20 protein-coding genes are annotated in these 21837 nt (G+C 68.7%); 10 read left to right on the top strand and 10 right to left on the bottom strand.

The window, feature by feature from the left end:
- Positions 1 to 224: 224 nt before the first annotated feature.
- Positions 225 to 2186 carry a S9 family peptidase gene (locus O5I81_RS01585; protein WP_271067191.1) on the bottom strand — a complete coding sequence of 654 codons (1962 nt, stop codon included), beginning with the start codon at positions 2184 to 2186 and terminating at the stop codon, positions 225 to 227.
- A 30-nt stretch (positions 2187 to 2216) separates the two neighbouring features.
- A complete protein-coding gene (locus O5I81_RS01580; RefSeq protein ID WP_271067190.1) occupies positions 2217 to 4043 on the bottom strand; it encodes a dipeptide ABC transporter ATP-binding protein in 1827 nt (608 codons plus the stop codon).
- Positions 4044 to 4273: 230 nt separating this feature from the next.
- Here O5I81_RS01580 and O5I81_RS01575 point away from each other — a divergent pair, with 230 nt between their 5' ends.
- The 4 genes from O5I81_RS01575 (at position 4274) to O5I81_RS01560 (ending at position 9364) form a co-directional block, all read left to right on the top strand.
- Positions 4274 to 4405 carry a hypothetical protein gene (locus O5I81_RS01575; protein WP_271067189.1) on the top strand — a complete coding sequence of 44 codons (132 nt, stop codon included), beginning with the start codon at positions 4274 to 4276 and terminating at the stop codon, positions 4403 to 4405.
- 139 nt (positions 4406 to 4544) lie between these two features.
- Entirely contained in the window at positions 4545 to 5459 is a 915-nt protein-coding gene (locus tag O5I81_RS01570) for a division plane positioning ATPase MipZ (RefSeq protein WP_271067188.1), read from the top strand.
- Positions 5460 to 5807: 348 nt separating this feature from the next.
- On the top strand, positions 5808 to 7877 hold the full coding sequence (locus O5I81_RS01565) for an NAD(+) synthase (RefSeq protein ID WP_271067187.1): 2070 nt from the start codon (positions 5808 to 5810) through the stop codon (positions 7875 to 7877).
- 281 nt (positions 7878 to 8158) lie between these two features.
- Positions 8159 to 9364 (top strand): OmpA family protein, encoded by a 1206-nt coding sequence (locus O5I81_RS01560; RefSeq protein ID WP_271067186.1) that lies wholly within the window; start codon positions 8159 to 8161, stop codon positions 9362 to 9364.
- 120 nt (positions 9365 to 9484) lie between these two features.
- Here O5I81_RS01560 and O5I81_RS01555 read toward each other — a convergent pair whose 3' ends face one another.
- Positions 9485 to 11197, bottom strand: coding sequence for a hypothetical protein (locus O5I81_RS01555; RefSeq protein WP_271067185.1), 1713 nt, complete (start codon positions 11195 to 11197; stop codon positions 9485 to 9487).
- Positions 11198 to 11399: 202 nt separating this feature from the next.
- On the opposite strand from O5I81_RS01555, the gene O5I81_RS01550 reads away from it, so the two are divergent.
- From O5I81_RS01550 to O5I81_RS01530, 5 genes are all read left to right on the top strand, one after another.
- Entirely contained in the window at positions 11400 to 12110 is a 711-nt protein-coding gene (locus O5I81_RS01550; protein WP_271067184.1) for a response regulator transcription factor, read from the top strand.
- Positions 12079 to 13734: an ATP-binding protein gene (locus O5I81_RS01545; protein ID WP_271067183.1), complete on the top strand. Its 1656-nt coding sequence runs from the start codon at positions 12079 to 12081 to the stop codon at positions 13732 to 13734. Before O5I81_RS01550 ends, O5I81_RS01545 begins: the two co-directional genes overlap by 32 nt.
- Positions 13731 to 14162 carry an HPr kinase/phosphorylase gene (locus O5I81_RS01540; protein ID WP_271067182.1) on the top strand — a complete coding sequence of 144 codons (432 nt, stop codon included), beginning with the start codon at positions 13731 to 13733 and terminating at the stop codon, positions 14160 to 14162. Before O5I81_RS01545 ends, O5I81_RS01540 begins: the two co-directional genes overlap by 4 nt.
- Before the next feature lie 72 nt (positions 14163 to 14234).
- The gene (locus O5I81_RS01535) at positions 14235 to 14639 is read left to right on the top strand and encodes a PTS sugar transporter subunit IIA (protein WP_271067181.1); all 405 of its coding nucleotides are present in this window, start codon (positions 14235 to 14237) and stop codon (positions 14637 to 14639) included.
- Positions 14636 to 14908, top strand: coding sequence for an HPr family phosphocarrier protein (locus tag O5I81_RS01530; protein WP_271067180.1), 273 nt, complete (start codon positions 14636 to 14638; stop codon positions 14906 to 14908). The genes O5I81_RS01535 and O5I81_RS01530 overlap by 4 nt, the downstream gene beginning before the upstream one ends.
- Positions 14909 to 14980: 72 nt before the next feature.
- Here O5I81_RS01530 and O5I81_RS01525 read toward each other — a convergent pair whose 3' ends face one another.
- The 7 genes from O5I81_RS01525 to ccmA all read right to left on the bottom strand — a co-directional run bounded on the left by O5I81_RS01525 (position 14981) and on the right by ccmA (position 18809).
- Positions 14981 to 15226: a hypothetical protein gene (locus O5I81_RS01525; RefSeq protein WP_271067179.1), complete on the bottom strand. Its 246-nt coding sequence runs from the start codon at positions 15224 to 15226 to the stop codon at positions 14981 to 14983.
- A gap of 35 nt (positions 15227 to 15261) precedes the next feature.
- The gene (locus O5I81_RS01520) at positions 15262 to 15771 is read right to left on the bottom strand and encodes a DsbE family thiol:disulfide interchange protein (protein ID WP_271067178.1); all 510 of its coding nucleotides are present in this window, start codon (positions 15769 to 15771) and stop codon (positions 15262 to 15264) included.
- Positions 15768 to 15926: a heme exporter protein CcmD gene (gene ccmD, locus O5I81_RS01515; protein ID WP_271067177.1), complete on the bottom strand. Its 159-nt coding sequence runs from the start codon at positions 15924 to 15926 to the stop codon at positions 15768 to 15770. Before ccmD ends, O5I81_RS01520 begins: the two co-directional genes overlap by 4 nt.
- Positions 15927 to 15928: 2 nt before the next feature.
- Entirely contained in the window at positions 15929 to 16651 is a 723-nt protein-coding gene (gene ccmC, locus O5I81_RS01510; RefSeq protein WP_271067176.1) for a heme ABC transporter permease CcmC, read from the bottom strand.
- Positions 16652 to 16700: 49 nt separating this feature from the next.
- Positions 16701 to 17444 (bottom strand): Spy/CpxP family protein refolding chaperone, encoded by a 744-nt coding sequence (locus tag O5I81_RS01505; RefSeq protein ID WP_271067175.1) that lies wholly within the window; start codon positions 17442 to 17444, stop codon positions 16701 to 16703.
- Between the two features lie 97 nt (positions 17445 to 17541).
- On the bottom strand, positions 17542 to 18207 hold the full coding sequence (gene ccmB, locus O5I81_RS01500; protein ID WP_271067174.1) for a heme exporter protein CcmB: 666 nt from the start codon (positions 18205 to 18207) through the stop codon (positions 17542 to 17544).
- The gene (gene ccmA, locus O5I81_RS01495) at positions 18204 to 18809 is read right to left on the bottom strand and encodes a heme ABC exporter ATP-binding protein CcmA (RefSeq protein ID WP_271067173.1); all 606 of its coding nucleotides are present in this window, start codon (positions 18807 to 18809) and stop codon (positions 18204 to 18206) included. Before ccmA ends, ccmB begins: the two co-directional genes overlap by 4 nt.
- Before the next feature lie 199 nt (positions 18810 to 19008).
- Between ccmA and acnA the strand changes: the two genes are divergently transcribed.
- Entirely contained in the window at positions 19009 to 21705 is a 2697-nt protein-coding gene (gene acnA, locus O5I81_RS01490) for an aconitate hydratase AcnA (protein WP_271067172.1), read from the top strand.
- Positions 21706 to 21837: the final 132 nt, after the last annotated feature.

The raw sequence follows: 21837 nt of genomic DNA, 5'->3' as shown, positions 1-21837 counted from the left end.
CGCCGTGAGTGTCCCTTCTCCCCTTGTGGGAGAAGGTGGCGCGAAGCGCCGGATGAGGGGTCGATAGGTCTGCAAGCCGCGATGAAGTGGTTAGACATGACTGCGTCGGAGGCCGGTGAGCCCCCTCATCCGTCGGCTTCGCCGACACCTTCTCCCCCGAGGGGAGAAGGGCGCCCAGAGGCGAACTCACAATCGCCGGCACGCCCGTTGCCGGGATGAGCGGCTTATTTGGGTGGGCCGAACACCTTCCCCAGGAACAGCGTCTCGGCCTCGCGCTGGGCATCGACGTTCTGCTTCTTGCGGAAGCCGTGGCCCTCGTCGGCGGCGATCATGTACCAGACATCGCCGCCCTGGCCGCGCACCTTGGAGACGATCTGTTCGGCCTCCGTCCAGGGCACCCGCGGGTCATTGCGGCCCTGGATGACGAACAGCGGCTTCTTCATCTTCGCCGTCAGGTTCAGCGGCGAGATCTGGTCGAAGACGGCGGCCATCTTCGGGTCGCGCTCATCGCCGTATTCGGCCCGGCGCAGGTCGCGGCGATAGCCCTCGGTGTTGGTCAGGAAGGTCTTGAAGTTGGAGATGCCGACGATGTCGACGGCCCCGGCCAGCCGGTCGGAATAGGCGGCCAGGGAGGCCAGCACCATGAAGCCGCCATAGCTGCCGCCATAGACCACCACCCGGTCCTTATCGAGGTCCGGCTGGGTGGCGATCCAGTCGAGCAGGGCGCCGATGTCCTTGACGCTGTCCTGGCGCAGGGGGCCGTTGTCGAGTTGGATGTAGCGCTTGCCGTAGCCGTCCGAGCCGCGGACGTTGGGGGCGATGGTCACCGCCCCCAGCTCGGCCGCCCAGTACTGCCGACGGGTGCTGAAGCCCGGCCGGTCCTGGCCCTCGGGCCCGCCGTGGATGTCGATGATGACAGGCGCGCGGCCGTTGATCTTTGCCGGCTTGTAGACCCAGGCCGGGACCTCAAGGCCGTCGAAGGACTTGAAGCTGACCAGTTCCGGCTCGCGCAGCGCCGTCAGGTCGAGGCCGCCGGCCTCGCTGAAGGTCCAGCGGGCCAGCGTGCCGTTGCCCGGATCGAAGACATAGACGTCGGCCGGCGAGGTGGCGGCGTTGAGGCCGATGGCCAGGCTCTTGCTGTCGGGCGAGAACTTCAGCGACCCCAGGACCCCGACCGGCAGGTTGGGCTGCGGCACGGCCTGTCTGGTGCGAAAGCCCTGCACCACGACGCGGCTGCGGCCGCCCTCGTTGACGCTGTAGGCCAGCAGACGGCCATCGGGCGAGAGGTCGAATTCCTCGACGTCCCATTCGAGATCCGGCGGCGAGATCGGAACCGACTTGCCGGTCGCAAGGTCGAGGCTGACCAGCCGCTTGAAGTCGCTGCCCTCGTCGCTGAGCACCAGCACCGACTTGCCGTCCGGCGCGAACTGGCCGCCGGCGTAGGCCACATCGCCCTTGGTCGCGCCCAGATCGCTGACCTTTCCGCTGGCCAGGTCCAGCAGGTAGAGCTTGCTCGACACCGCCGAGATGTAGCGGCCGAGCAGGACGCTCCGCCCGTCCGGCGAGACGGCGATCGGGGCGGTGGCGCCGCTGGCGTCCAGCACCTTCCGACGGCTGGCCGGATCGCCGACCGTCATGGTGACGATGTCATAGTCGGGGTCGCCCTTGCCGACCCGCGCCCAGACCAGGGTCTTGCCGTCCTTGCTGAACACCATCGACTGGTTGCGGGTGCCCGGCTCGGTGAAGGCGACCTCGGGGCCATCGAGCCCCATCAGATAGCCCTGGTAGTATTCGTCGCCGCCGGTGTCCTTGGCGAAGATGAAATGGTCCTTCGAGCCCGGCACGCCCTCGGCCCCGCCCACCGGCTCGTCGAAGAAGGTCAGCTGGGTGCGGTCGCCGCCGGGGCGGGCGACGCGGTGCAGCTGGGAGGTCTGGCCGAAGCGGGTGGCGATCAGCATCGAGCCGTCGTCCAGCCAGCTGGCGAAGCCGGCCGAGCGGGCGTTCTGGTAGCGGCGCAGGGCCTCGCGCACCGCAGGCGGCGTCGGCGGCACGTTCTCCAGGGTCAGGGTCCCGACCTGGCGCTTCTCGACGGCGGGAGCATCGGCGGCGACGACGGCCAGGGGGGCGGCCAGCGGCGCGGCGAAGGCGGCGACCGCCCCGGAAACGAGGAGAAGACATCGGATCATGTCGCGGACCTTTTGAAAACCATGACCGCCTCAGGCGGGATCGTACTCGCTGACCAGATGGCCAGGCTCGACCTCATTCAAGCGCGGAATGTAGATCGGCGCCAGCGGATCGACCGTCAGTTTCGACGGCAGGAAGCGCAGGGCCGAACGCGGATCCAGCGGCGACGGCGGCTCGCCGGTCAGCCGCACCCGCTTGCGGCTGCGCTCGATGGCCGGATCGGGGATCGGCGCGGCCGACAGCAGGGCCTTGGTGTAGGGATGCTGCGGATGGGCGTAGAGCCGCTCGCGCGTCGCCAGCTCCATCACTCGGCCGAGATAGAGCACCATCACCCGGTGGCTGATCTCGCGGACCACCGCCAGGTCGTGGCTGATGAACATCATCGCCATGCCCATCTCCTTCTGGAGATTGATCAGCAGGTCGATGATCTGGGCCCGGATCGAGACGTCGAGCGCGCTGACCGCCTCGTCGCAGATGACCAGTTTCGGTTTCAGGATCATCGCCCGGGCGATGCCGACCCGCTGGTTCTGGCCGCCGCTGAGCTCGTGCGGATAGCGGTTGATCAGGGTCGGCGACAGGCCGGCCCGTTCCATCATGGCGGCGGCCTCGAACTCCCGCTCACGCCGGTTCAGCTGCGGGCGGAAGACGCGCAGCGGCTCGGCGATGGAATCGCCGACCGTCGAGCGCGGATCGAGGCTGGCCAGGGGGTCCTGGAAGACGATCTGCAGGTCCTTTCGGGCCTTGCGCATGGTCTCTTCGTCGGCCCGGGTGATGTCGCGGCCCATGACGGTGATCGCCCCGCCCAGCTCGCCGCTGCCCTTGGGCAGCAGGCGCAGCACCGCCCGGCTGAGGGTCGACTTGCCGCAGCCGCTTTCGCCGACCACGCCGAGGGTCTCGCCCTGGCGGATGGAGAAGTCGACGCCATCGACGGCGCGCAGCATGACCTTCTTGCCGAGGAAGCCCTGGCGGACCGGGAACCAGACCTTCACGTCGTCGCCCTGGACGATGATCGGGGCCTCGGCCCCCACCGGATCGAGGGTCGGGCGGCCGCCGCGATCCTCGCGGTCGAGCCGCGGAATGGCGTCGAGCAGGCTGCGGGTGTAGGCGGTCCGGGGGTTGGCGAAGAGGTCGGCGGCCGGGCCCTCCTCGACATAGGCGCCGTCCTTCATCACGCAGACGCGGTCGGCCAGCCGGGCGATGACGCCCATGTCATGGGTGATGAGAACGAGCGCGGTGCGGGTCTCGCGCTGCAGCTCGGCCATCAGGTCGAGGATCTCCGCCTGCACGGTGACGTCCAGCGCCGTGGTCGGCTCGTCGGCGATCAGCAGGGCCGGATCGCAGGCCATCGCCCCGGCGATCATCACCCGCTGGCGCATGCCGCCCGACAGCTCGTGCGGATATTGGTTCATCCGCCGGGCGGCTTCCGGGATGCGCACATGGTCCAGCCACTGGCGGGCCCGGGCCTTGGCCTCCTTGTCGGAGACGCCCAGGTGCAGCCGCAGGGGCTCGGCGATCTGTTCGCCGATCTTCACATGCGGGGTCAGGGCGGTCAGCGGGTCCTGGAAGATCATCGTCATCTTCGAGCCGCGGATGCGGTTCAGCTGGGCGGGCTTCAACCCGAGCAGCTCCTGGCCCTCGAAGGTCGCCGAGCCGCTCGCCGTACCATTCTGGGCCAGCAGGCCCATGACGGTCATGAAGGTCTGGCTTTTCCCCGAGCCGCTTTCCCCGACCACGCCCAGGCATTCGCCCTGGCCGACATCGAGCGAGACGCCGCGCACCGCCTCGACGACGCCGTCCGGCGTCTCGAAAGCGACCTTCAGGTCACGGATGGAGAGGACGGAGGGGCGCGAACTGGACAAGCGGAACAACTCCTGGGCCGAGCAGGGACAGGGCCGGGCAGGCGGCACGATAGCGATCGGCGCCTGACGCGCAAATGAACGGCGCGTAACCCTTGTTCCCAGAAACGGCCAACCGCTCGCCCCGGGGCATGCGACATGTTCCCACAGCGCCCGCTTGCCGCATTCCGCGACAGAAATGAGAGCGTAAGGTTTGTCCTGTAGATTAGACGTTGTTCGGGGATCTCACGGCCATGCGGCTGTTCAATCTGTTCCGTCTCTCTCCCCTGGCCGCCGGCGAGCCGTCGTCGCCGGTCCAGCTGGCCATCGCCGCCGCCCCCTGGGCTCTGGTCGCGGTCATCGCGCTCGCCCTGCTGGTTCGCTAGGCGCCGCACCCTTCATCAAAGTTTCGCCGAACCGGATTCGCTCAACACCAATCCGGTATGGTAAAAGCCCTTGGCCTGGCTGTTGCAGGGGCCTGTCCTGGTACGCGCCTGGGCGTATCGAACGGGGACGGGGATGGGGATGGAAAAGCCGATCTGGTGGCGGGGCGCCCGCAACGACAATCAACGGGCCCTCGGGGCGCGGGTCATCGTTGTCGGCAACGAAAAAGGCGGAGCCGGCAAGTCGACCCTGGCGGCGCTGATCGCCACCTCCATGCTCTATCGCGGCTCCCGCGTGGCGGTGATCGACGCCGACCTGCGTCAGCAGAGCTTCAGCCGCTTCCTGGCCAACCGCCGCAGCTGGCTGCCCGCCGCCGGGGTCGAGGCTCCGGTGCCGCTGGAATTCAAGCTGCACGATGACCCCGGCTACCTGGCCGCCGCCGACCCGGAGGAGGCCATCTCCCGCTTCGAGAGCGCCATCGGAATGGCCATGGCCGACGCCGACCTCGTGGTCATCGACACGCCCGGGTCCGACACCGCCGTGTCGCGTTGCGCCCACCTGCAGGCCGACCTGGTGGTCACCCCGATGAACGACAGCTTCGTCGACTTCGATGTTCTGGGCCAGGTCGACCCCCTGACCCTTAGACTCCTGCGGCCCAGCCTCTACACCCAGGTGGTGCAGGAGGCGCGGGCGACGCGCGAGCGTCACGGCCGGCGGCTGGACTGGGTGGTCATGCGCAACCGCATGGCCGCCAACGACGGCCGCAACCGCGAACGCCTGACCCACGGCCTGGAGGCCCTGGCCGACGAGGTCGGCTTCCGCATGGGTCCGCCGCTGCGCGAGCGGGTGGCCTATCGCGAGATGTTCCCCTTCGGCCTGACCATCGCCGACCTTGCCCCCGGCGTGCGGCCGGGCGGCGTCAGTTCACCCCGCCTCGCCGCCCGCGAGGAGCTGCGCGACCTGCTCATCGCCCTGCGGCTGATCAGCGAGACGGCCGAAGAGGCCGGCGCCCGGATGCCGGAGGAACGCGGCGCGGTGCTGCACCACATGGGGTGAACCGCCGTCCGGCCAGATGAATATGTCTAGACATATAGTTTTGGACCGGATTTCGGCTGTTCCCGCCGCCGTCCGGCGTGTTGACATGCTCCGGTCTCGACGGGCCTACATTCCCCGCCCCGGCGCCCACGTCCTGTCAACGCGGGCGCCGACAATCCCCGCTCCCGCCTCAACCAGAAAGTCACGTGAGATGAGCCGGTTAGGCGAATCGCCAGGATCGAGTCGACGAATCTCGCCTTCTGGGTGGATATCCGGCCGCCGGGTATAATGGTCTGCCGCTTCGACAAGGGCCGACCGCCGGAGCCTGGCCGCCTCCCGTAACGCCAAGACTGTGGCTATATAGCTCCCATGGCCAAGCGCACGCCCACCGACCTGCCCTTTCGTTCGCCCTACCGGCACGGCTTTGTCCGCGTCGCCGGCTGTGTGCCGCTGACCGCCGTCGCCGACCCGGCCCGCAACGCCGCCGAGACGCTTGCGCTGCTCGAGCGGGGTCATGCCGAGGGCGTGGCGCTGATGACCTTCCCCGAGCTGGGGCTGTCGGCCTATTCGATCGACGACCTGTTCCACCAGGAAGCCCTGCTCGACGCCGTCGAGGCCGGCCTCGCCACCCTGGTCGAAGCCAGCCGCAAGCTGCGCCCGGCCTTCGTGGTCGGCGCCCCGCTGCGCGGCGAGAGCCGGCTCTACAACTGCGCTGTCATCATCCAGGGCGGGACCATCCTCGGCGTCGTGCCCAAGACCTACCTGCCCAACTACCGCGAATACTATGAGCGCCGCTGGTTCGCCTCCGGCCTGGGCGTCGTCGGGCGCACCCTGACGGTGGCCGGCCAGGCCGCGCCGTTCGGCACCGACTTGCTCTTCGACATCGAGATGCTGGGCCGCGCGGCGGCGACCTTCGCGGTCGAGATCTGCGAGGATGTCTGGACGCCCGAGCCACCCTCGACCGCCGCGGCGATGGCCGGGGCCGAGATCCTGCTCAACCTGTCGGCCAGCAACATCGTCATCGGCAAGGCCAGGGAACGCCAGCTGCTCTGCGCCAGCCAGTCGCTGCGCTGCCAGGCGGCCTATGTCTATTCGGCCGCCGGGCCCGGGGAATCGACCACCGACAACGCCTGGGACGGCCAGGCGGCGGTGTTCGAACTGGGCGCCCAGCTGGTCGAGAGCCGGCGCTTCCCGACCGCCTCGACCCTTGCCATCGCCGACGTCGACGTTCTGCGCCTGCGCCAGGAGCGGCGGCGCACGGTGACCTTCGGCGACGCGGCCGTCAGCCGGACGCGCACCCCTTTCCGCCGCATCGCCCTCGAGATCGCCCCGCCCGAGGGCGTGCTCGAGCTGGCCCGGCCGCTGGAGCGCTTTCCCTTCGTGCCCAGCGACAGCGCCCGCCTGATCGAGGAATGCCACGAGGCCTACAACATCCAGGTCCAGGGTCTGGCCCAGCGGCTGAAATCCACCGGCCTGACGAAACTGATCATCGGCGTCTCCGGCGGCCTGGACTCCACCCAGGCCCTGCTGGTCGCCGCCAAGGTGATGGATGCGCTCGGTCTGCCACGCACCAACGTCCTGGCCTGGACGATGCCGGGGTTCGCCACCTCGGAAGGCACCAAGGCCAATGCCTGGCGGCTGATGACCGCCCTGGGCGTCACGGCCGCGGAACTCGATATCCGCCCAACCGCCATGACCATGTTCGAGACCATGGGCCACCCGTTCGCGGGCGGCGAGCCCGTGCACGACGTCACCTTCGAGAACGTCCAGGCCGGATTGCGGACCGACTATCTGTTCCGCCTGGCCAACCAGCATGGCGGGCTGGTGGTCGGCACCGGCGATCTGTCGGAGCTGGCGTTGGGCTGGTGCACCTATGGCGTCGGCGACCATATGAGCCACTACAATCCCAACGCATCGGTCTCCAAGACGCTCATCCAGCACCTGATCCGGTTCCTGGCCGACTCGAGCGAGGTCGATGATGAGACCACCGATGTGTTGCGCGACGTGCTCGCCTCGGAAATTTCTCCGGAACTGATACCGGCAAGCCACAGCGGCGAAACCCAGTCCACGGAGGCGTCCGTGGGCCCCTACGCGCTGCAGGATTTCAACCTCCATTACCTGGCGCGGTATGGTTTCCCGCCCTCGCGGATCGCCTACCTGTCCTTCGAGGCGTGGGGCCCGCACAGCACCCGGTCCTGGCCGGCCGAGATTCCGCAAAAAGACCGGAAAACCCATGATCTGCGAGCGATAAAGAGCTGGCTGAGGCTGTTCCTGACCCGGTTCTTCGCCAATCAGTTCAAGCGCTCCGCCGTCCCTAACGGCCCTAAGATCTCCTCCGGCGGCGCCCTGTCGCCGCGCGGCGACTGGCGGATGCCGTCCGACGCCCGCGTCGACGCCTGGATCGCCGAACTCGACGCCAACACCCCGGACGAAGGCTGACGCCCAAGTCGGTTTGCAGCGCAACAAGACTGGAAATTCCCGAACCCGTGGCGTAAGGTCGCGCCCATTGCGCATGATGTGCGCAGAGAGGTCGGCGACCCGACATTTTTTTGGGAACCTAGTGCTCCCGAGGGTGTTGAGCCATCGACCGCGGTCCGGAGGGGTTCCTTTCGTATGTCCGATCCTCGAGGGGACGGAGATACGGCAGATTCTGCGGGCCGTGCGGTACAGATCATGCCGAGCGATGGCGCGTTGGCAAAACGAATTGTGAGGGGCTCACCTTGAAGACGAAAACACTGTTGCTGAGCGGTGTGGGTGCGATCGCCGCCTTGGCGCTGGCTCCCCAGGCCATGGCTCAGGAAAGCGGCTGGTACGGGGCATTCGACCTCGGCTATCACGCTCCGGAATCGATCGACACCTCCTCGGAAGGCCTGGCCAACGACGGTCTCGCCTACCGCTACAAGATCCAGCAGGAAGACAACCTCGCCGGTTTCGCCCGCATCGGTTACCAGATCACGCCGCACTGGCGGGTGGAACTGGAAGGCGGCGTCCGCACCGGTGACATCGAGTCGATCTCGCAGTCGCCGACGGTTCCGGCCCGCCCGGCCACCATTCCGAACGAAATCTGCGGCGCGACCCTGCCGCTCTGCGATACCGGCGTCGATGGTTCCGTCGAAGCCTACACGCTGATGGCGAACGTCATCTATGACTTCTTCCCGAACTCCAGCTTCCGTCCGTTCATCGGCGCGGGCGTCGGCGTCAACTACGTCGACATGGAATTCGGTGGTCGGTTCAACACCAACCCGCTGTACGGCACCTTCGCGGTTCACGACAACGACACCGCCTTCGCCTGGCAGTTCCTCGGTGGTCTCGCCTTCGACATCACCGATCGCCTGACCGGTGACCTGACCTACCGTTACCTCGACGGCAACGACATGCGCTTCAGCACGTCGCAGTCGGCGACCTCCGTCCTGCTCCCGGCGGTTGGCGACATCGAAGGCCAGTACGAAGACCAGTCGCTGACCTTCGGTCTGCGCTACAGCTTCGCGCAAGCCGCCCCGCCGCCCCCGCCGCCGCCGGAACCGCCGGCCCCGCCGCCGCCCCCGCCGCCTGAGCCCACCCCTCCCCCGCCCCCGCCGCCGCCGGCGCCGGTTGCCAAGGAGTTCATCGTCTACTTCCCGTTCGATCAATCGATCCTGACGCCGGAAGCCCAGGCCGTGGTCTCGGAAGCCGCCCAGTACGCCTCTTCGGGCAACGCCACCCAGATCGTCGTCGTCGGTCACGCCGACACCTCCGGTTCGGCGAAGTACAACGTCGGCCTGTCGCAGCGCCGTTCGAAGGCCGTCGCTGACGCCCTCGTCGGCCTCGGTGTCGACAGCGGCAAGCTGGCCGTCGACTGGAAGGGCGAATCCGAGCCCGCCGTCGCCACCGGCGACGGGGTGAAGGAACCCCTGAACCGCCGCTCGACGATCCAGATCAACTTCTGATCTGAGCGGTAACGCTTAAGCGAAGGGCCCGAGGGAAACCTCGGGCCCTTTTGCTATGAGCGGTGAGGAAAGACGCGGACATCCCTCCCCGAATGGGGAGGGACGGAGCCCGCCGCCCCCCTATGCCGCCAAGCCTGCCGTGCGCAGCAGGTCTCGCACCTTCTCGGCCGCCTGCGGGCTGCGGGCGATTTCCTGGCGGAGCTCCGGCGCCCGGGTCAGCTTCAGCGCCTCGATCCGGGCCCGGTCGGCGGCCGGTCCCAGGGGGGCGGCCTCGCCGATGGCCAGGCGCAGCAGGAGGTTCAGCTTATGGACGATCGGCGCCTCGGCGCGGGTCAACAGCAGCACCAGCCGCGCATCCGCCTCGACATGGCCGCCGATCTCGCCAAGCCGGCCCTTCAGCAAGTCGCGATCCTCGTCGGGCAGGCCCAACCGGTCGATGCTACGCTGCAGGGTGGCCAGGGCCGCCAGCTTGGCCGGCGGCGTGTCGGGCCCGTAGCGCATTTCCTTCTCGAACTTCAAAGCCGAGATGTTGGCCCCCAGCCAGCGCGCGGCCTGGCGCTTGTTGGCCGCGCCGGTGACGTTCTCGGCCAGGTGGGCGAGGGTTTCGACCTCTTCGCGGGCGCCGCGCTGCTTGCCGAGCAGGGACTCGACAAAATCGCTGGCGACCAGGGTGGCCGAGCGGGTGGTGAAAGCCGTGTGGACGTCCTCGAGCTGCAGGATGCGGCCGTCGGCGGCGGTCAGGGCCATGGCCAGGGCTCGCAGGCAGGCGATCTCGGCCTCCGGATCGCCGGGCTTCAGACGCCGCGGACCGACCAGCTCGCGCAGCACCCGCTGGGCCAGGGCCGCGCGGACGCTGTCGAACTGTCCGCCGTCCAGCCAGGTGGCCAGGCGCGCGGCGGCGGGCGGCAGCTGCGGCATTACCTTGGCGACCGAGGGTTCCATCTGGATCAGGGCCTCGACGGCGCGGGCCCCGGCCAGGCGGGTGATGGCGGCGAGCGTGTCGCCCAGATCGAGATCGGCGCCGAGGAGGTCACCGAGGCCTGCCTTGCCGCCCACGATCTCGGCCAGGGGCTGTTCGAGCGCGCTCAGGGCGGCGACACGGCCGCCGTTCTCCATCGGGGCCTTCTCGGCCAGGTCCAGCAGCCGGCCGATCTTCTCGTTCCAGCTGGTCGATCCGGCCAGATAGGCGGCGACGCCGGCCCCGAGCAGGTAGCCGCGCTCCGGCTCGTTCCACAGCCGCTCGACCGCCGAGGCGAAGTTTTCCTTGTGGAAGTCGGGGAAGGCGCCGCGCCGCTGGTCCTTGATCAACCGCGAGATGGCCCGCTCGATCAGGGTCTGGAAGGTGCGGATGATCTCGTGAACCCCGACGCCGCGCGCCTGGGCCTCGGGCACGGCCACCTTCTGCACCGCGTGCTGCAGTTCGACGCCAGAGGCGTCCAGCTTCTCGACCAGGTCGGCCCGGTGCAGCAGCTCGAACGGCGTCGCCCGCTGGCGCAGCAGCCAGTTGTCGAGCAGCCGGCCGATCCGCTCGCGGGCGTGGACGGTGTAGAGGTCCTGCGGACTGACGCACAGCGGCTCGCGGTTCTCGACCGCCTTCTTCTGCTTGCCGCGTTCCGGCGCGCCCTTGTTGAGGATGGTGACGGACCGGAACTCGCGGGTCTCCGGATCGAGCACCTCCTTGCAGACCCGCACGGCGGCGACATGACCCGCTTCCAGCAGGGCCTCGGCAGTCTCGACGGCGCGCGAGCGGTCCTCGGTGGCGAGGTCGAGCACCCAGCCCGACGTCGGGTTCCGACGCACGAAGAGCTCGTAGTGAATCTGGCCGCGGTCCATCCAGGTCCCCATTTCCCGGATTCAGCCTAATACCCAACGCCTTAAGGCGACGTTTAGCGTATCATCACCGAAATGCCGCGCCGACTTCTCGCCCTATTGCGGCGCCTATTGCGGCCATGTAGCCCGTCCATGCGTTGCACTGGGCGTTGCGGGCGTTAGTTTCTCTACAATTCATCACGCCCCTCGAAGGCAAAAGGACACCATGGCGAACATCACCCTCGTGGACGACGACGAGAACATCGTTGCTTCCGTCTCCCTGGCGCTGGAAAGCCACGGCCACAGTGTGAAGGCCTACTACGACGGCGCGTCGGGCCTGGAGGCCCTGCAGAACGATCCGCCGGACCTGGCCATCCTCGACGTGAAGATGCCGCGCATGGACGGCATGGAGCTGCTGCGCCGGCTGCGCCAGACCAGCGAGGTGCCGGTCATCATGTTGACCAGCAAGGACGACGAGATCGACGAGATCCTCGGCTTCAACCTCGGCGCCGACGACTACATGCACAAGCCGTTCAGCCAGCGACTGTTGCTGGAGCGGGTGAAGGCCGTGCTGCGCCGCGCCGCGCCGGAGGACAGCGGTGTTTCCGCCGAGGCCAAGGAGGCGGCCAGCGCCAAGATGATGCGCCGCGGCAAGCTGACCCTCGATCCGGAACGCCATGAGAGCCTTTGGGAGGGCAAGCCGGTGCGCTTGACCGTCACCGAGTTCCTGCTGCTGCAGTCCCTGGCCCAGCGGCCCGGCTTCGTGAAGAGCCGCGACAACCTGATGGACGCGGCCTACGACGATCAGGTCTATGTCGATGACCGCACCATCGACAGCCACATCAAGCGGATGCGCAAGAAGTTCCGCCAGGTGGACAACGAGTTCGACGCGATCGAGACCCTGTATGGCGTCGGCTACCGCTACCGCGAGTCCTGACCCCCGGGACTCTGAAGCCACCAGAGCGGATGCGCCCCACCCTGAACCGGGAAGGCGCGTCTCGCGCTGGCGCTTCTGGTCGCGTGGATCCAAGCTCGGCCGGCTGATCGTGGGCCTGAATCTGATCGGGCTGGCGGTGCTGATCTCGGGGGCCCTGGTGCTCAACGAGATCCGCCGCGGCCTGGTCGAGGCCCGCATCGACAGCCTGTCGGTGCAGGGCGACCTGATCGTCCAGCTGATGGCCGAGGCCGCCACCCAGGGCGAGCCGATTCCCTTCCTGCAGGCCGACCGCGCCGCCCAGCTGCTGCAGCTGCTGCACCTATCGCCCTCGCAGCGGGTGCGCCTCTACGACACGCAAGGAAGGCTGTTGGCCGACAGCTATGTCGTCGATGACCGCGTCGAATGGCGTGCCCTGCCACCCGCCCGCCGACGGGGCGAAACCGCCCCCAGCTTCCGCCTGCAGGACGCCGACGCCGACCCCAAGCTGATCGACAAGGCCCGCCGCGACCTGGCCGACGAGTGGCGCGAGGCCATGCTGGGCGAGCGGGTGCGCAACACCCGCATCGCCGAGAACGGCCACACCGTGGTCAGCGTCTCCATCCCCGTGCAGCGGGTGAAGGCGGTGCTGGGCGTGCTGACCCTGGAGGCCAGCGACGTCGACGAGATCATCGCCGCCGAGCGCCGGGCGCTGATTCCCTTTGCCCTGATCGCCATCGCCGTCACCCTGCTCTCCTCGGTGCTGCTCTATGCCCTGGTGGCGCGGCCGATGCTGCGGCTGGCCGAGGCCGCCGACCGGGTGCGGCTGAACCGGGCCCGCGCCATCAGCCTGCCCGACCTCGCCCGCCGCCAGGACGAGATCGGCGACCTGTCGCGCTCCCTGGAGGAGATGACCGACACCCTGTCGACGCGCATGGACGCCATCGAACGCTTCGCCGCCGACGTGGCCCATGAGATCCGCAATCCGCTGACCTCCATCCGCTCGGCGGTCGAGACCCTGGAGATCGTCCCCGACGGTCCGGGTCGCGAGAAGCTGTTGAACATCCTCAAGCAGGATGTCGGCCGGCTCGACCGGCTGATCGGCGATATCTCCAACGCCTCGCGCCTCGACGCAGAGCTCAGCCGCGAATCCTTCCGCCGCTTCGATGTCACCCGCCTGCTGACCGACATCCTGTCGATCTACGACGCCGCCCGGAAACCCGGCGAGGCCCGCGTCACCCTGATCGCCCCCGAGGGCGAAACCGTCATTCCCGGCCAGGAAGGGCCGCTGGGCCAGGTGTTCCGCAACCTCATCGACAACGCCCGCTCCTTCAGCCCGAAGGACGGCGAGGTGCGGGTCAACGTCATTCCCGAGAAGGGCCGGGTGCTGGTCGTGGTCGAGGACGACGGCCCCGGCATCCCGCCAGACAACCTCGAAACGGTCTTCGAGCGCTTCTACACCAGCCGGCCCAAGGGCGCGGCGTTCGGCGGCAACTCGGGCCTTGGCCTCTCCATCGCCCGCCAGATCACCCTGGCCCATGGCGGCTCGGTGCAGGCCCACAACCGCACCGACGAGACCGGCAAGGTGGTCGGGGCCAGGTTCGAGGTCAGCCTGCCCCTCACCAGCACCTCCGGATCCCGCGGATGATCCTGCATGCCGGCCTGGTGGCTCTGCGCCAGCGCGGCCGCTGGCGCGGTGTGCTGATCGAGGGACCGTCCGGGGCGGGCAAGAGCGATCTGGCCCTGCGAACCCTCAATCTCGGCGGCCGTCTGGTGGCCGACGACCGGGTGCTGGCCTGGACCAGTGAGGGCCGACTGTTCGGCCGCGCCCCCGACACCCTTTCCGGCCTGCTGGAAATGCGGGGCCTCGGCATCGCCCCGGTCGAGGCCCTGCCCTACGCCGGCATCGACCTCATCGTCGCCTGCGAACCGGACCCCGCCGCTATCGAACGCCTGCCGGAACCGGAGACGGAGGAGCGGCTTGGCGTCACCCTTCCCTTGCGTCGCCTGTGGCCATTCGAACCCGCCGCACCCCTGAAACTGATCGCCGCGCTCGAACGGGTTGGGTTTCGCTGAGGAGGAGCGTATCAAGGCCTCCCGCGCGGCCGAAAGCTCCGGGTATGGGGATGATTTTGTGAGAATGCGGGCATGATCGGCCTGGTGATCGTCACGCACGGACGGCTGGCCGAAGAGTTTGTCTTCGCCATGGAGCATGTGGTGGGCCCGCAGGAGCAGGTCGTGCCCATCTGCATCGGCCCCGAGGACGACATGGAAAAGCGCCGCAAGGATATCCTGGCGGCCTGCGGGCGCGTGGACACCGGCGAGGGCGTCATCCTGCTGACCGACATGTTCGGCGGCACGCCCTCGAACCTGGCCATCAGCGTCATGGAACAGACCCGCGCCGAGGTCATCGCCGGCCTCAATTTGCCGATGCTGATCAAGCTGGCCTCGCTGCGCACCCGCGAGACCCTGGAGGCCTGCGTCCACCACGCCCAGGACGCCGGCCGCAAGTACATCGCCGTCGCCTCCTACATGCTGGCGGCCGACAAGTGAGCCAACGCCGGATTGTCGAGATTGTGAATGAGCGGGGCCTGCACGCCCGCGCCTCGGCCAAGTTCGTCAAGCTGGCCGGCAGTTTCGACGCGGAAATCCAGGTCAGCCGGGAGGGGCAGTCGGTCGATGCCCGCTCGATCATGGGGCTGATGATGCTGGCGGCGGGGATCGGCTCCAGTGTCGAGATCAGCGCCGAAGGGCCGGAGGCGACGGCGGCGCTGGACGCCCTGTGCGACCTGGTCGCCCACAAGTTCGACGAAGAGCGCTAGGCCCCACGGGGCGGGCGAACTTCGCCCTCGGCCCTTGGGGCGGAGAGTTGAGGCGCCGGCGCGCTCGCCGTTCTAGACCCTGATATCGACCAGCGAGCCCGGCCGCAGAATCTTCTTCGGCGGCTCTTCTGTCATGGCCGACGCCTGCAACGGCCGCTGCACCGGCGCCGCCACCGGTTCAGGCGCGGCGACCGGCGCTGCCGGGGCGGCGGTGCGGCCCATGGCGGCGTCGAAGAAGGCGCGCTGGGCCGCCGTGCGGGTGGGCGCTGTCGTTGGGGCGGCGGCGGGCTGCCAACTGGTCGGACGGATATCGGCCATGCCAACAGGCTTCGGCGGTTATGGTTAGCGAAACCTTAACGCGCCTGGCTGAGCAGGGTTCGGATCGACCTGTCGTCCAGTTCGCCGATGTGCTTGGCCAGGATGATGCCGTCAGAGGACACCAGATAGGTCTCCGGCGGACCCGTGACCCCGAACTCCATCCCGGCCCGGCCGTCGCGGTCGACCAGCACCGTGGCGAAGGGGTCGCCGCGCTCGGCCAGGAAAGCTCGTGAGTTGGCCGGATCATCCTTGTAGGCGACGCCGACGATGGTCACGCCCTCGGCCTCAAGGGCCATCAGCGCCGGATGCTCGACGATGCAGGGCGGGCACCAGCTGGCGAAGAAGTTGACCAGATAGGGTCCCTTGCCGACCTTCACCGCCCGAGGCGCGGCGCCGTCCAGGCCCGGCAGCATCACCGCCGGCAGCGGCTTGCCGACCATGGCGTGGGTTTCGACCTGGGTGTCCCGCCACAGCGACTTGGCCGCGAACACGGCCGCCAGCAGGACCAGGGCGATGAGCGGCAGGAGCGCGGCAAGGCGTTTCACGCCCAGTCGTCCTCAAGGCCCTTGGCCCGGGCCTCAGCCGCGGCGCGGCGGGCGGCCAGCAGGCTGTCGGCGATCATCCAGCAGAGCACCACGGCCGTGATGGCGAAGGCGCTCCAGATGTAGGGGGCGTAGGCGCCATAGTCGAAATCGAACATCGTCAGTCCTCCGCCGCGCGCAGGGCGGCGGCGCGCAGCCGGCGCAGGCGCACCTCGGTGCGGATCCGCGTCAGCCAGAGCGCGCCGAACAGGCCCAGATAGGCCAGGCCCATGATGCCGAGCGTCGCGCCATAGACCGGCGGCAGACCATCGCCCTTGTCGGCGCCGAGGGTCGAGGAGCCTTGGTGCAGGCTGTTCCACCAGTAGACCGAGAAGTGGATGATCGGCAGGTTGATCACGCCCACCAGCGCCAGGATGGCCCCGGCCCGGGCGGCGCGGGCCTCGTCGTCAATAGCGGCGCGCAGGGCGATATAGGCCAGCCACAGCAGGAAGAGGACCAGCACCGAGGTCATCCGCCCATCCCAGGCCCAATAGGTCCCCCAGGTCGGCCGGCCCCAGAGCGCGCCGGTGACCAGGGCGAGAGCCGTGAAGGCGGCGCCGAGCGGGGCGCAGGTCCGGGCCGCCAGGTCCGCGAGGGCTTGCTTGAACACAAGGTTCAGCAGGCTGGCGACGCCCAGGCAGGCATAGGTGAACATGGCCAGCCAGGCGGCCGGCACATGGATGAACATCATCCGCACGGTGTCGCCGTGCAGGGCGTCTTCCGGAACCGTGAAGGTGCGGTAGAGGCCGAGCGCGAAGGCGCAGGCGGTCGCCACGCCCAGCACGGGCGCGGCGATCCGCGAGAAGGCCATGAAGGACCTGGGATTGGTCAGGAAAGAGACCATACCCGCCGTCTAAAGGGGTGGGAGACGGCGGGCAAGGTTCGGTCTTCCCTTAGTCTTCGTCGCCGCCGTCGATCTCTTCGCCGTCGATGAAGACCTGGATGTCCATGTCCTCACCCTCCAGCATGGCGAAGTCCTCGCCGTCCTCGCTGTTCCAGGCCATGCCGCCGGGAGCCGGCGGGCCGCCTTCGGGGCCACCGCGCATGATCATCCGGTGATCGCCCGGGCCACCCATCGGCCCGCCAGCGCCGCCGCGACGGATGATCTTCATGTGGCGGCCGCCGCCGTGGTGGGCGTGCAGGGTGTCGAACACCTTCTGCTGGCTGGGGCTGAGCTGGCCGTAGAAGGCGCGGGTGGCCGCGGCGCGTTTCTGGAAGGCGGCCTGGTGCTCGGCCATCCGCTTGGCCTGCATGTCGAGGCGCTCGGGCGTGGTCAGCATCTTGCGCTCGGGCGGCTTGCCGTCGGCGTCGTGCTTCATTTGCATCTTGTGAGGTTCGGGCCCGGTCGCCGCCAGGAAGGCCTGGAAGGCGGCTTCCTGTTCCGGACGCAGCTGCAGAAGGGTGCGCATGTGGTCGGCGTGGGCGGCCGGGTCCATGTGCCGGCGCATCGGCATCGGCCGGCCGCCATCGGCGCCGCTGACAACCACCTGTTCGCCGTCTTTCATGATGACCACCTTGCGCTCGACCTTGGGCGCGCCGTCCTTTTTGGCGGGCTCGCCGGCGAGGGCGGAACCCCCGGCGGTCAGGACGAAGGCGGCGGTGGCCAGCAGGCCGGCGTGACGAAGAATCTTTTTCATTTTGTTCGGTCTCCCCGATTTGGATGGCCGCAGATTGAATGGACGGTGTGGCAGGCGAATGTCTGGTTTCGACAGATTTGTTGCCGGCCTGTAGCTTTCACTGAACGGCGTTCCGGCAGGCCGCCGCCATGGCCAACGGTGACAGGGCGACCGCCCCGGCCGTCCAGCCGAGCAGCAAGAGCAGGCCGCCGCCGGCCCCGGATCCCAGCTGGTCGGCATAGAGGGCGGCGCCGCCGAAGATCACCGGCGGGCTGAACAGCGGCAGGACGATCGCCGCCACCAGCAGTCCGCCGCGCCGGGCGCCGAGCGCCAGGGCCGCGCCGATGCCGCCGACGAAGACGAAGGCCAGGCCGCCGGCCAGGGCGCAGGCGAGGATCATCGGCGCCGCGCTCAAGGGCGCGCCCAGCATCACCGCCGCCACCGGCGCGGCCAGGGCCAGGGGTCCGGCGGTGGTGATCCACTGGGCCAGGCATTTGACGCCGCAGACCAGCTCCAGGGCCAGGGGCCCGGTCATGAGGAGATCGAGGCCGCCGTCCTCGAAGTCGCGCTCGAACAGGCGCTCCAGCGAGAGAAGGCTGGCCAGCGCCAGGGCCATCCAGGCCACCCCGGTGGCGACCGGCCCCAGGCGACTGGTGTCCGGCCCGGCCGCCAGCGGCAACAGCACGGTGATGGCGGCGTAGAAGGCCAGGGCCGGCAGGGGGCCGCCGCCCCGGCCCCAGCCGAGCGCCAGCTCGCGGACCAGCAGGGTGACAAGCGGCCTCATGCGCCGATCTCCAGCACCCGGGCCGGGATCGGCAGGGGGTCGTGCACCGCCGCCAGAATCAGGCCGCCGCCGGCCAGGTGCGCCTGCATCATCCCAGCGAGCAGGCCGCGACGGGCGGTGTCCAGTGGAGCCATCGGCTCGTCGAGCAGCCACAGGGGCCGGGGGGCCGCGATCAGCCGGGCCATGGCCAGCCGGCGCCGCTGTCCGGCCGAGAGCCGGCGGACCTCGAGGTCGAGCAGCGGCGTCAGGGCCAGCTGCTCGATGGCCCGCGCCACGCCCTCGTCGTCACCGCCCAGCCAGCCGGCCTGGAAGCTCAATTCCTCCAGCGCGGTGCGTCCGCCCTTGAGGCCGTCGGCATGACCGAGCAGATGCACCGACTCATGCCGGGCGACGTCGGCCTCGGCCGCGCCTTCGAAGACGATGTCACCGGCCGCCGGCCGCAGCAGGCCGGCAATGACGCGCAGCAGGCTGGTCTTGCCCGAGCCATTGGCGCCGGTCAGGGCGATGGCCTCTCCGGCCGGCAGGCTGAAAGCGAGGTCGCGGAACAGGACCCGCTCGCCGCGCTGCACCGACAGGCCCTTGACGCTGAGCCCGCTAATCACGCGCGCACCCGCGCGGAGAAGTCCTTGGCGGCGGCATGGACGTTTGGCCGAACCGGGAGTAGACAGCCCCCGACCGACCTCCCGCGCGCACGCGGGAGTGTACGCGGCGCCGTTTGGGACCCTGTGCGTCCCTTACGAGGTGCGCGCGATCCCGGGAGCGGTTTTCGGGCGGTCCGGAACAGGAAAGGTACTCCCACCAATGGCGTCCATCGACAGCCTGCAAGTTCGCCGCACTCTGAGCGTCGGCGGCAAGACCTACGTCTACTACAGCCTCCCCGTCGCGGAGGAAGCCGGTCTTTCCGGTATTTCGCGTCTGCCCGTTTCGCTGAAGGTGCTCCTCGAGAACCTGCTGCGCAATGAAGACGGCGCCGAGACCGACAGCGCCGACTTCCAGGCCATGGCCGCCTGGGTGCAGAACAAGGGCGCCGTGCAGCACGAGATCGCCTTCCGCCCGGCCCGGGTGCTGATGCAGGACTTCACCGGCGTGCCGGCCGTCGTCGACCTGGCCGCCATGCGCGACGCCATGACGGCGCTGGGCGGCGACCCGACCAAGATCAACCCGCTGATCCCCGTCGACCTGGTCATCGACCACTCGGTGATGGTCGATCACTTCGGCAACGCCAGGGCCTTCGGCGACAACGTCGCCATCGAGTACCAGCGCAACCTCGAGCGCTACAACTTCCTGCGCTGGGGCAGCTCGGCCTTCAACAACTTCCGCGTTGTGCCGCCCGGCACCGGCATCTGCCACCAGGTGAACCTGGAATACCTGGCCCAGACCGTCTGGACCGCCAAGGACGCCGGCCACGACGATGAGGTCGCCTATCCCGACACCGTCGTCGGCACCGACAGCCACACCACCATGGTCAACGGCTTGGCCGTCCTGGGCTGGGGCGTGGGCGGCATCGAGGCCGAGGCCGCCATGCTCGGCCAGGCCATCCCGATGCTGATCCCGGAAGTGATCGGCTTCCGCCTCACCGGCGCCCTGCCGGAAGGCGCCACCGCCACCGACCTGGTGCTGACCGTCACCCAGATGCTGCGCAAGAAGGGCGTGGTCGGCAAGTTCGTCGAGTTCTTCGGCAACGGCCTGGCCAACCTGACTATCGAGGACCAGGCGACCATCGCCAACATGGCCCCCGAATACGGCGCCACCTGCGGCTTCTTCCCGGTGTCGCAAGCCACCGTCGACTATTTGAAGGCCACCGGCCGCGACCCGGCCCGCGTCAACCTGGTCGAGGCCTACGCCAAGGCCCAGGGCATGTGGTTCGATCCCGAAGCGCCGGAGCCCGAGTTCACCGACATCCTCGAACTGGCGCTGGACGACGTGCTGCCCTCGCTGGCCGGCCCCAAGCGTCCGCAGGACAAGGTGCTGCTCTCCAACGCCGCCTCGGCCTTCGCCGAAGCCCTGGCCGGTGAGTTCGGCAAGAAGGAAGGCGCCGATGTGCGCGTTCCGGTGAAGGGCGAGAAGTTCGACGTCGGCCACGGCGACGTGGTCATCGCCGCCATCACCAGCTGCACCAACACCTCCAACCCCTCGGTGCTGATCGCCGCCGGCCTGCTGGCCAAGAACGCCATCGCCAAGGGCCTGTCGGTCAAGCCTTGGGTGAAGACCTCGCTGGCCCCCGGCTCGCAGGTGGTCACCGACTACTTGGCCAAGGCCGGCCTGCAGAAGCACCTCGACGCGCTGGGCTTCAACCTTGTCGGCTACGGCTGCACCACCTGCATCGGCAACTCGGGCCCGCTGCCGGAAGCGGTCTCGGCCGCCATCGCCGAGGGCGACCTGGTCGCCGCCAGCGTGCTGTCGGGCAACCGGAACTTCGAAGGCCGGGTGAACCCCGACGTGCGGGCCAACTACCTGGCCAGCCCGCCGCTGGTCGTCGCCTACGCCCTGGCCGGTTCGATGAACATCGACCTGACCACCCAGCCGATCGGCCAGGACAAGAAGGGCAAGGACGTCTTCCTGAAGGACATCTGGCCGACCAACGCCGACATCGCCGCCCTGCAGAAGAAGTCGGTGACCAGCAAGATGTTCGCCGAACGCTACAGCGACGTCTTCACCGGCGACAAGAACTGGCAGGCCATCAAGGTCACCGGCGGCCAGACCTACGCCTGGGACATGGGTTCGACCTATGTGCAGAACCCGCCCTACTTCGTGGGCATGGAAATGCAGCCGACCCCGGTCACCGACATTGTCGAGGCCCGGATCCTCGGCGTGTTCGGCGACTCGATCACCACCGACCACATCAGCCCGGCCGGTTCGATCAAGAAGGCCAGCCCGGCCGGTGAGTACCTGCTGAACCACCAGGTCCGCTTCGAGGACTTTAACGGCTACGGCAGCCGCCGCGGCAACCACGAAGTGATGATGCGCGGCACCTTCGCCAACATCCGCATCCGCAACAAGATCACCCCCGAGATCGAAGGCGGCGTGACCAAGCACTTCCCGTCCGGCCAGACCATGCCGATCTACGACGCGGCCATGCGCTACCAGGAAGAAGGCCGCCCGGCGGTCGTCTTCGCCGGCAAGGAATACGGCACCGGCTCCAGCCGCGACTGGGCGGCCAAGGGCGCCAAGCTGCTCGGCGTTCGCGCGGTGATCGCCGAGACCTTCGAGCGCATCCACCGCTCCAACCTGGTCGGCATGGGCGTTCTGCCCCTGCAGTTCCTCAACGACGGCTGGCAGCGCCTTGGTCTTACGGGTGAAGAGATCGTCTCGATCCGCGGCCTGCAGGACCTCGCGCCCCGCAAGCAGTTGATCGTCGAGCTGTACCGCCCGTCGGACGGCCGCATCGCCCGCTTCCCGGTCCGCTGCCGCATCGATACCCCGACCGAGCTCGACTACTTCAAGAACGGCGGCGTCCTGAACTACGTCCTGCGCAACCTGGCCAAGCCGGCGGCGTAGCGACTTTCCCTTCTCCCGCTTGCCGGGAGAAGGTGGCCCTGCGGAGCAGGGTCGGATGAGGGCAGCACCGGCTTCGGCCGGGCTGCCCTTTTTCGTATGTGGAAGACGACGGCGCTGATCCGCGCCAGAACG

The sequence above is a fragment of the Caulobacter sp. NIBR1757 genome (assembly GCF_027912495.1).
Lineage (GTDB): Bacteria > Pseudomonadota > Alphaproteobacteria > Caulobacterales > Caulobacteraceae > Caulobacter.
The sequence above is the reverse complement of the archived record's forward strand: the minus strand, read 5'-3'. Positions and strand labels throughout refer to the sequence as shown.

Coding starts and splice junctions, on each gene's coding strand:
- O5I81_RS01585 (WP_271067191.1), bottom strand. CDS start 2,186: ATGATCCGATGTCTTCTCCTCGTTTCCGGGGCGGTCGCCGCCTTCGCC.
- O5I81_RS01575 (WP_271067189.1), top strand. CDS start 4,274: ATGCGGCTGTTCAATCTGTTCCGTCTCTCTCCCCTGGCCGCCGGCGAG.
- O5I81_RS01570 (WP_271067188.1), top strand. CDS start 4,545: ATGGAAAAGCCGATCTGGTGGCGGGGCGCCCGCAACGACAATCAACGG.
- O5I81_RS01565 (WP_271067187.1), top strand. CDS start 5,808: ATGGCCAAGCGCACGCCCACCGACCTGCCCTTTCGTTCGCCCTACCGG.
- O5I81_RS01555 (WP_271067185.1), bottom strand. CDS start 11,197: ATGGACCGCGGCCAGATTCACTACGAGCTCTTCGTGCGTCGGAACCCG.
- O5I81_RS01550 (WP_271067184.1), top strand. CDS start 11,400: ATGGCGAACATCACCCTCGTGGACGACGACGAGAACATCGTTGCTTCC.
- O5I81_RS01545 (WP_271067183.1), top strand. CDS start 12,079: ATGGCGTCGGCTACCGCTACCGCGAGTCCTGACCCCCGGGACTCTGAA.
- O5I81_RS01540 (WP_271067182.1), top strand. CDS start 13,731: ATGATCCTGCATGCCGGCCTGGTGGCTCTGCGCCAGCGCGGCCGCTGG.
- O5I81_RS01535 (WP_271067181.1), top strand. CDS start 14,235: ATGATCGGCCTGGTGATCGTCACGCACGGACGGCTGGCCGAAGAGTTT.
- O5I81_RS01525 (WP_271067179.1), bottom strand. CDS start 15,226: ATGGCCGATATCCGTCCGACCAGTTGGCAGCCCGCCGCCGCCCCAACG.
- ccmD (WP_271067177.1), bottom strand. CDS start 15,926: ATGTTCGATTTCGACTATGGCGCCTACGCCCCCTACATCTGGAGCGCC.
- ccmC (WP_271067176.1), bottom strand. CDS start 16,651: ATGGTCTCTTTCCTGACCAATCCCAGGTCCTTCATGGCCTTCTCGCGG.
- O5I81_RS01505 (WP_271067175.1), bottom strand. CDS start 17,444: ATGAAAAAGATTCTTCGTCACGCCGGCCTGCTGGCCACCGCCGCCTTC.
- ccmB (WP_271067174.1), bottom strand. CDS start 18,207: ATGAGGCCGCTTGTCACCCTGCTGGTCCGCGAGCTGGCGCTCGGCTGG.
- acnA (WP_271067172.1), top strand. CDS start 19,009: ATGGCGTCCATCGACAGCCTGCAAGTTCGCCGCACTCTGAGCGTCGGC.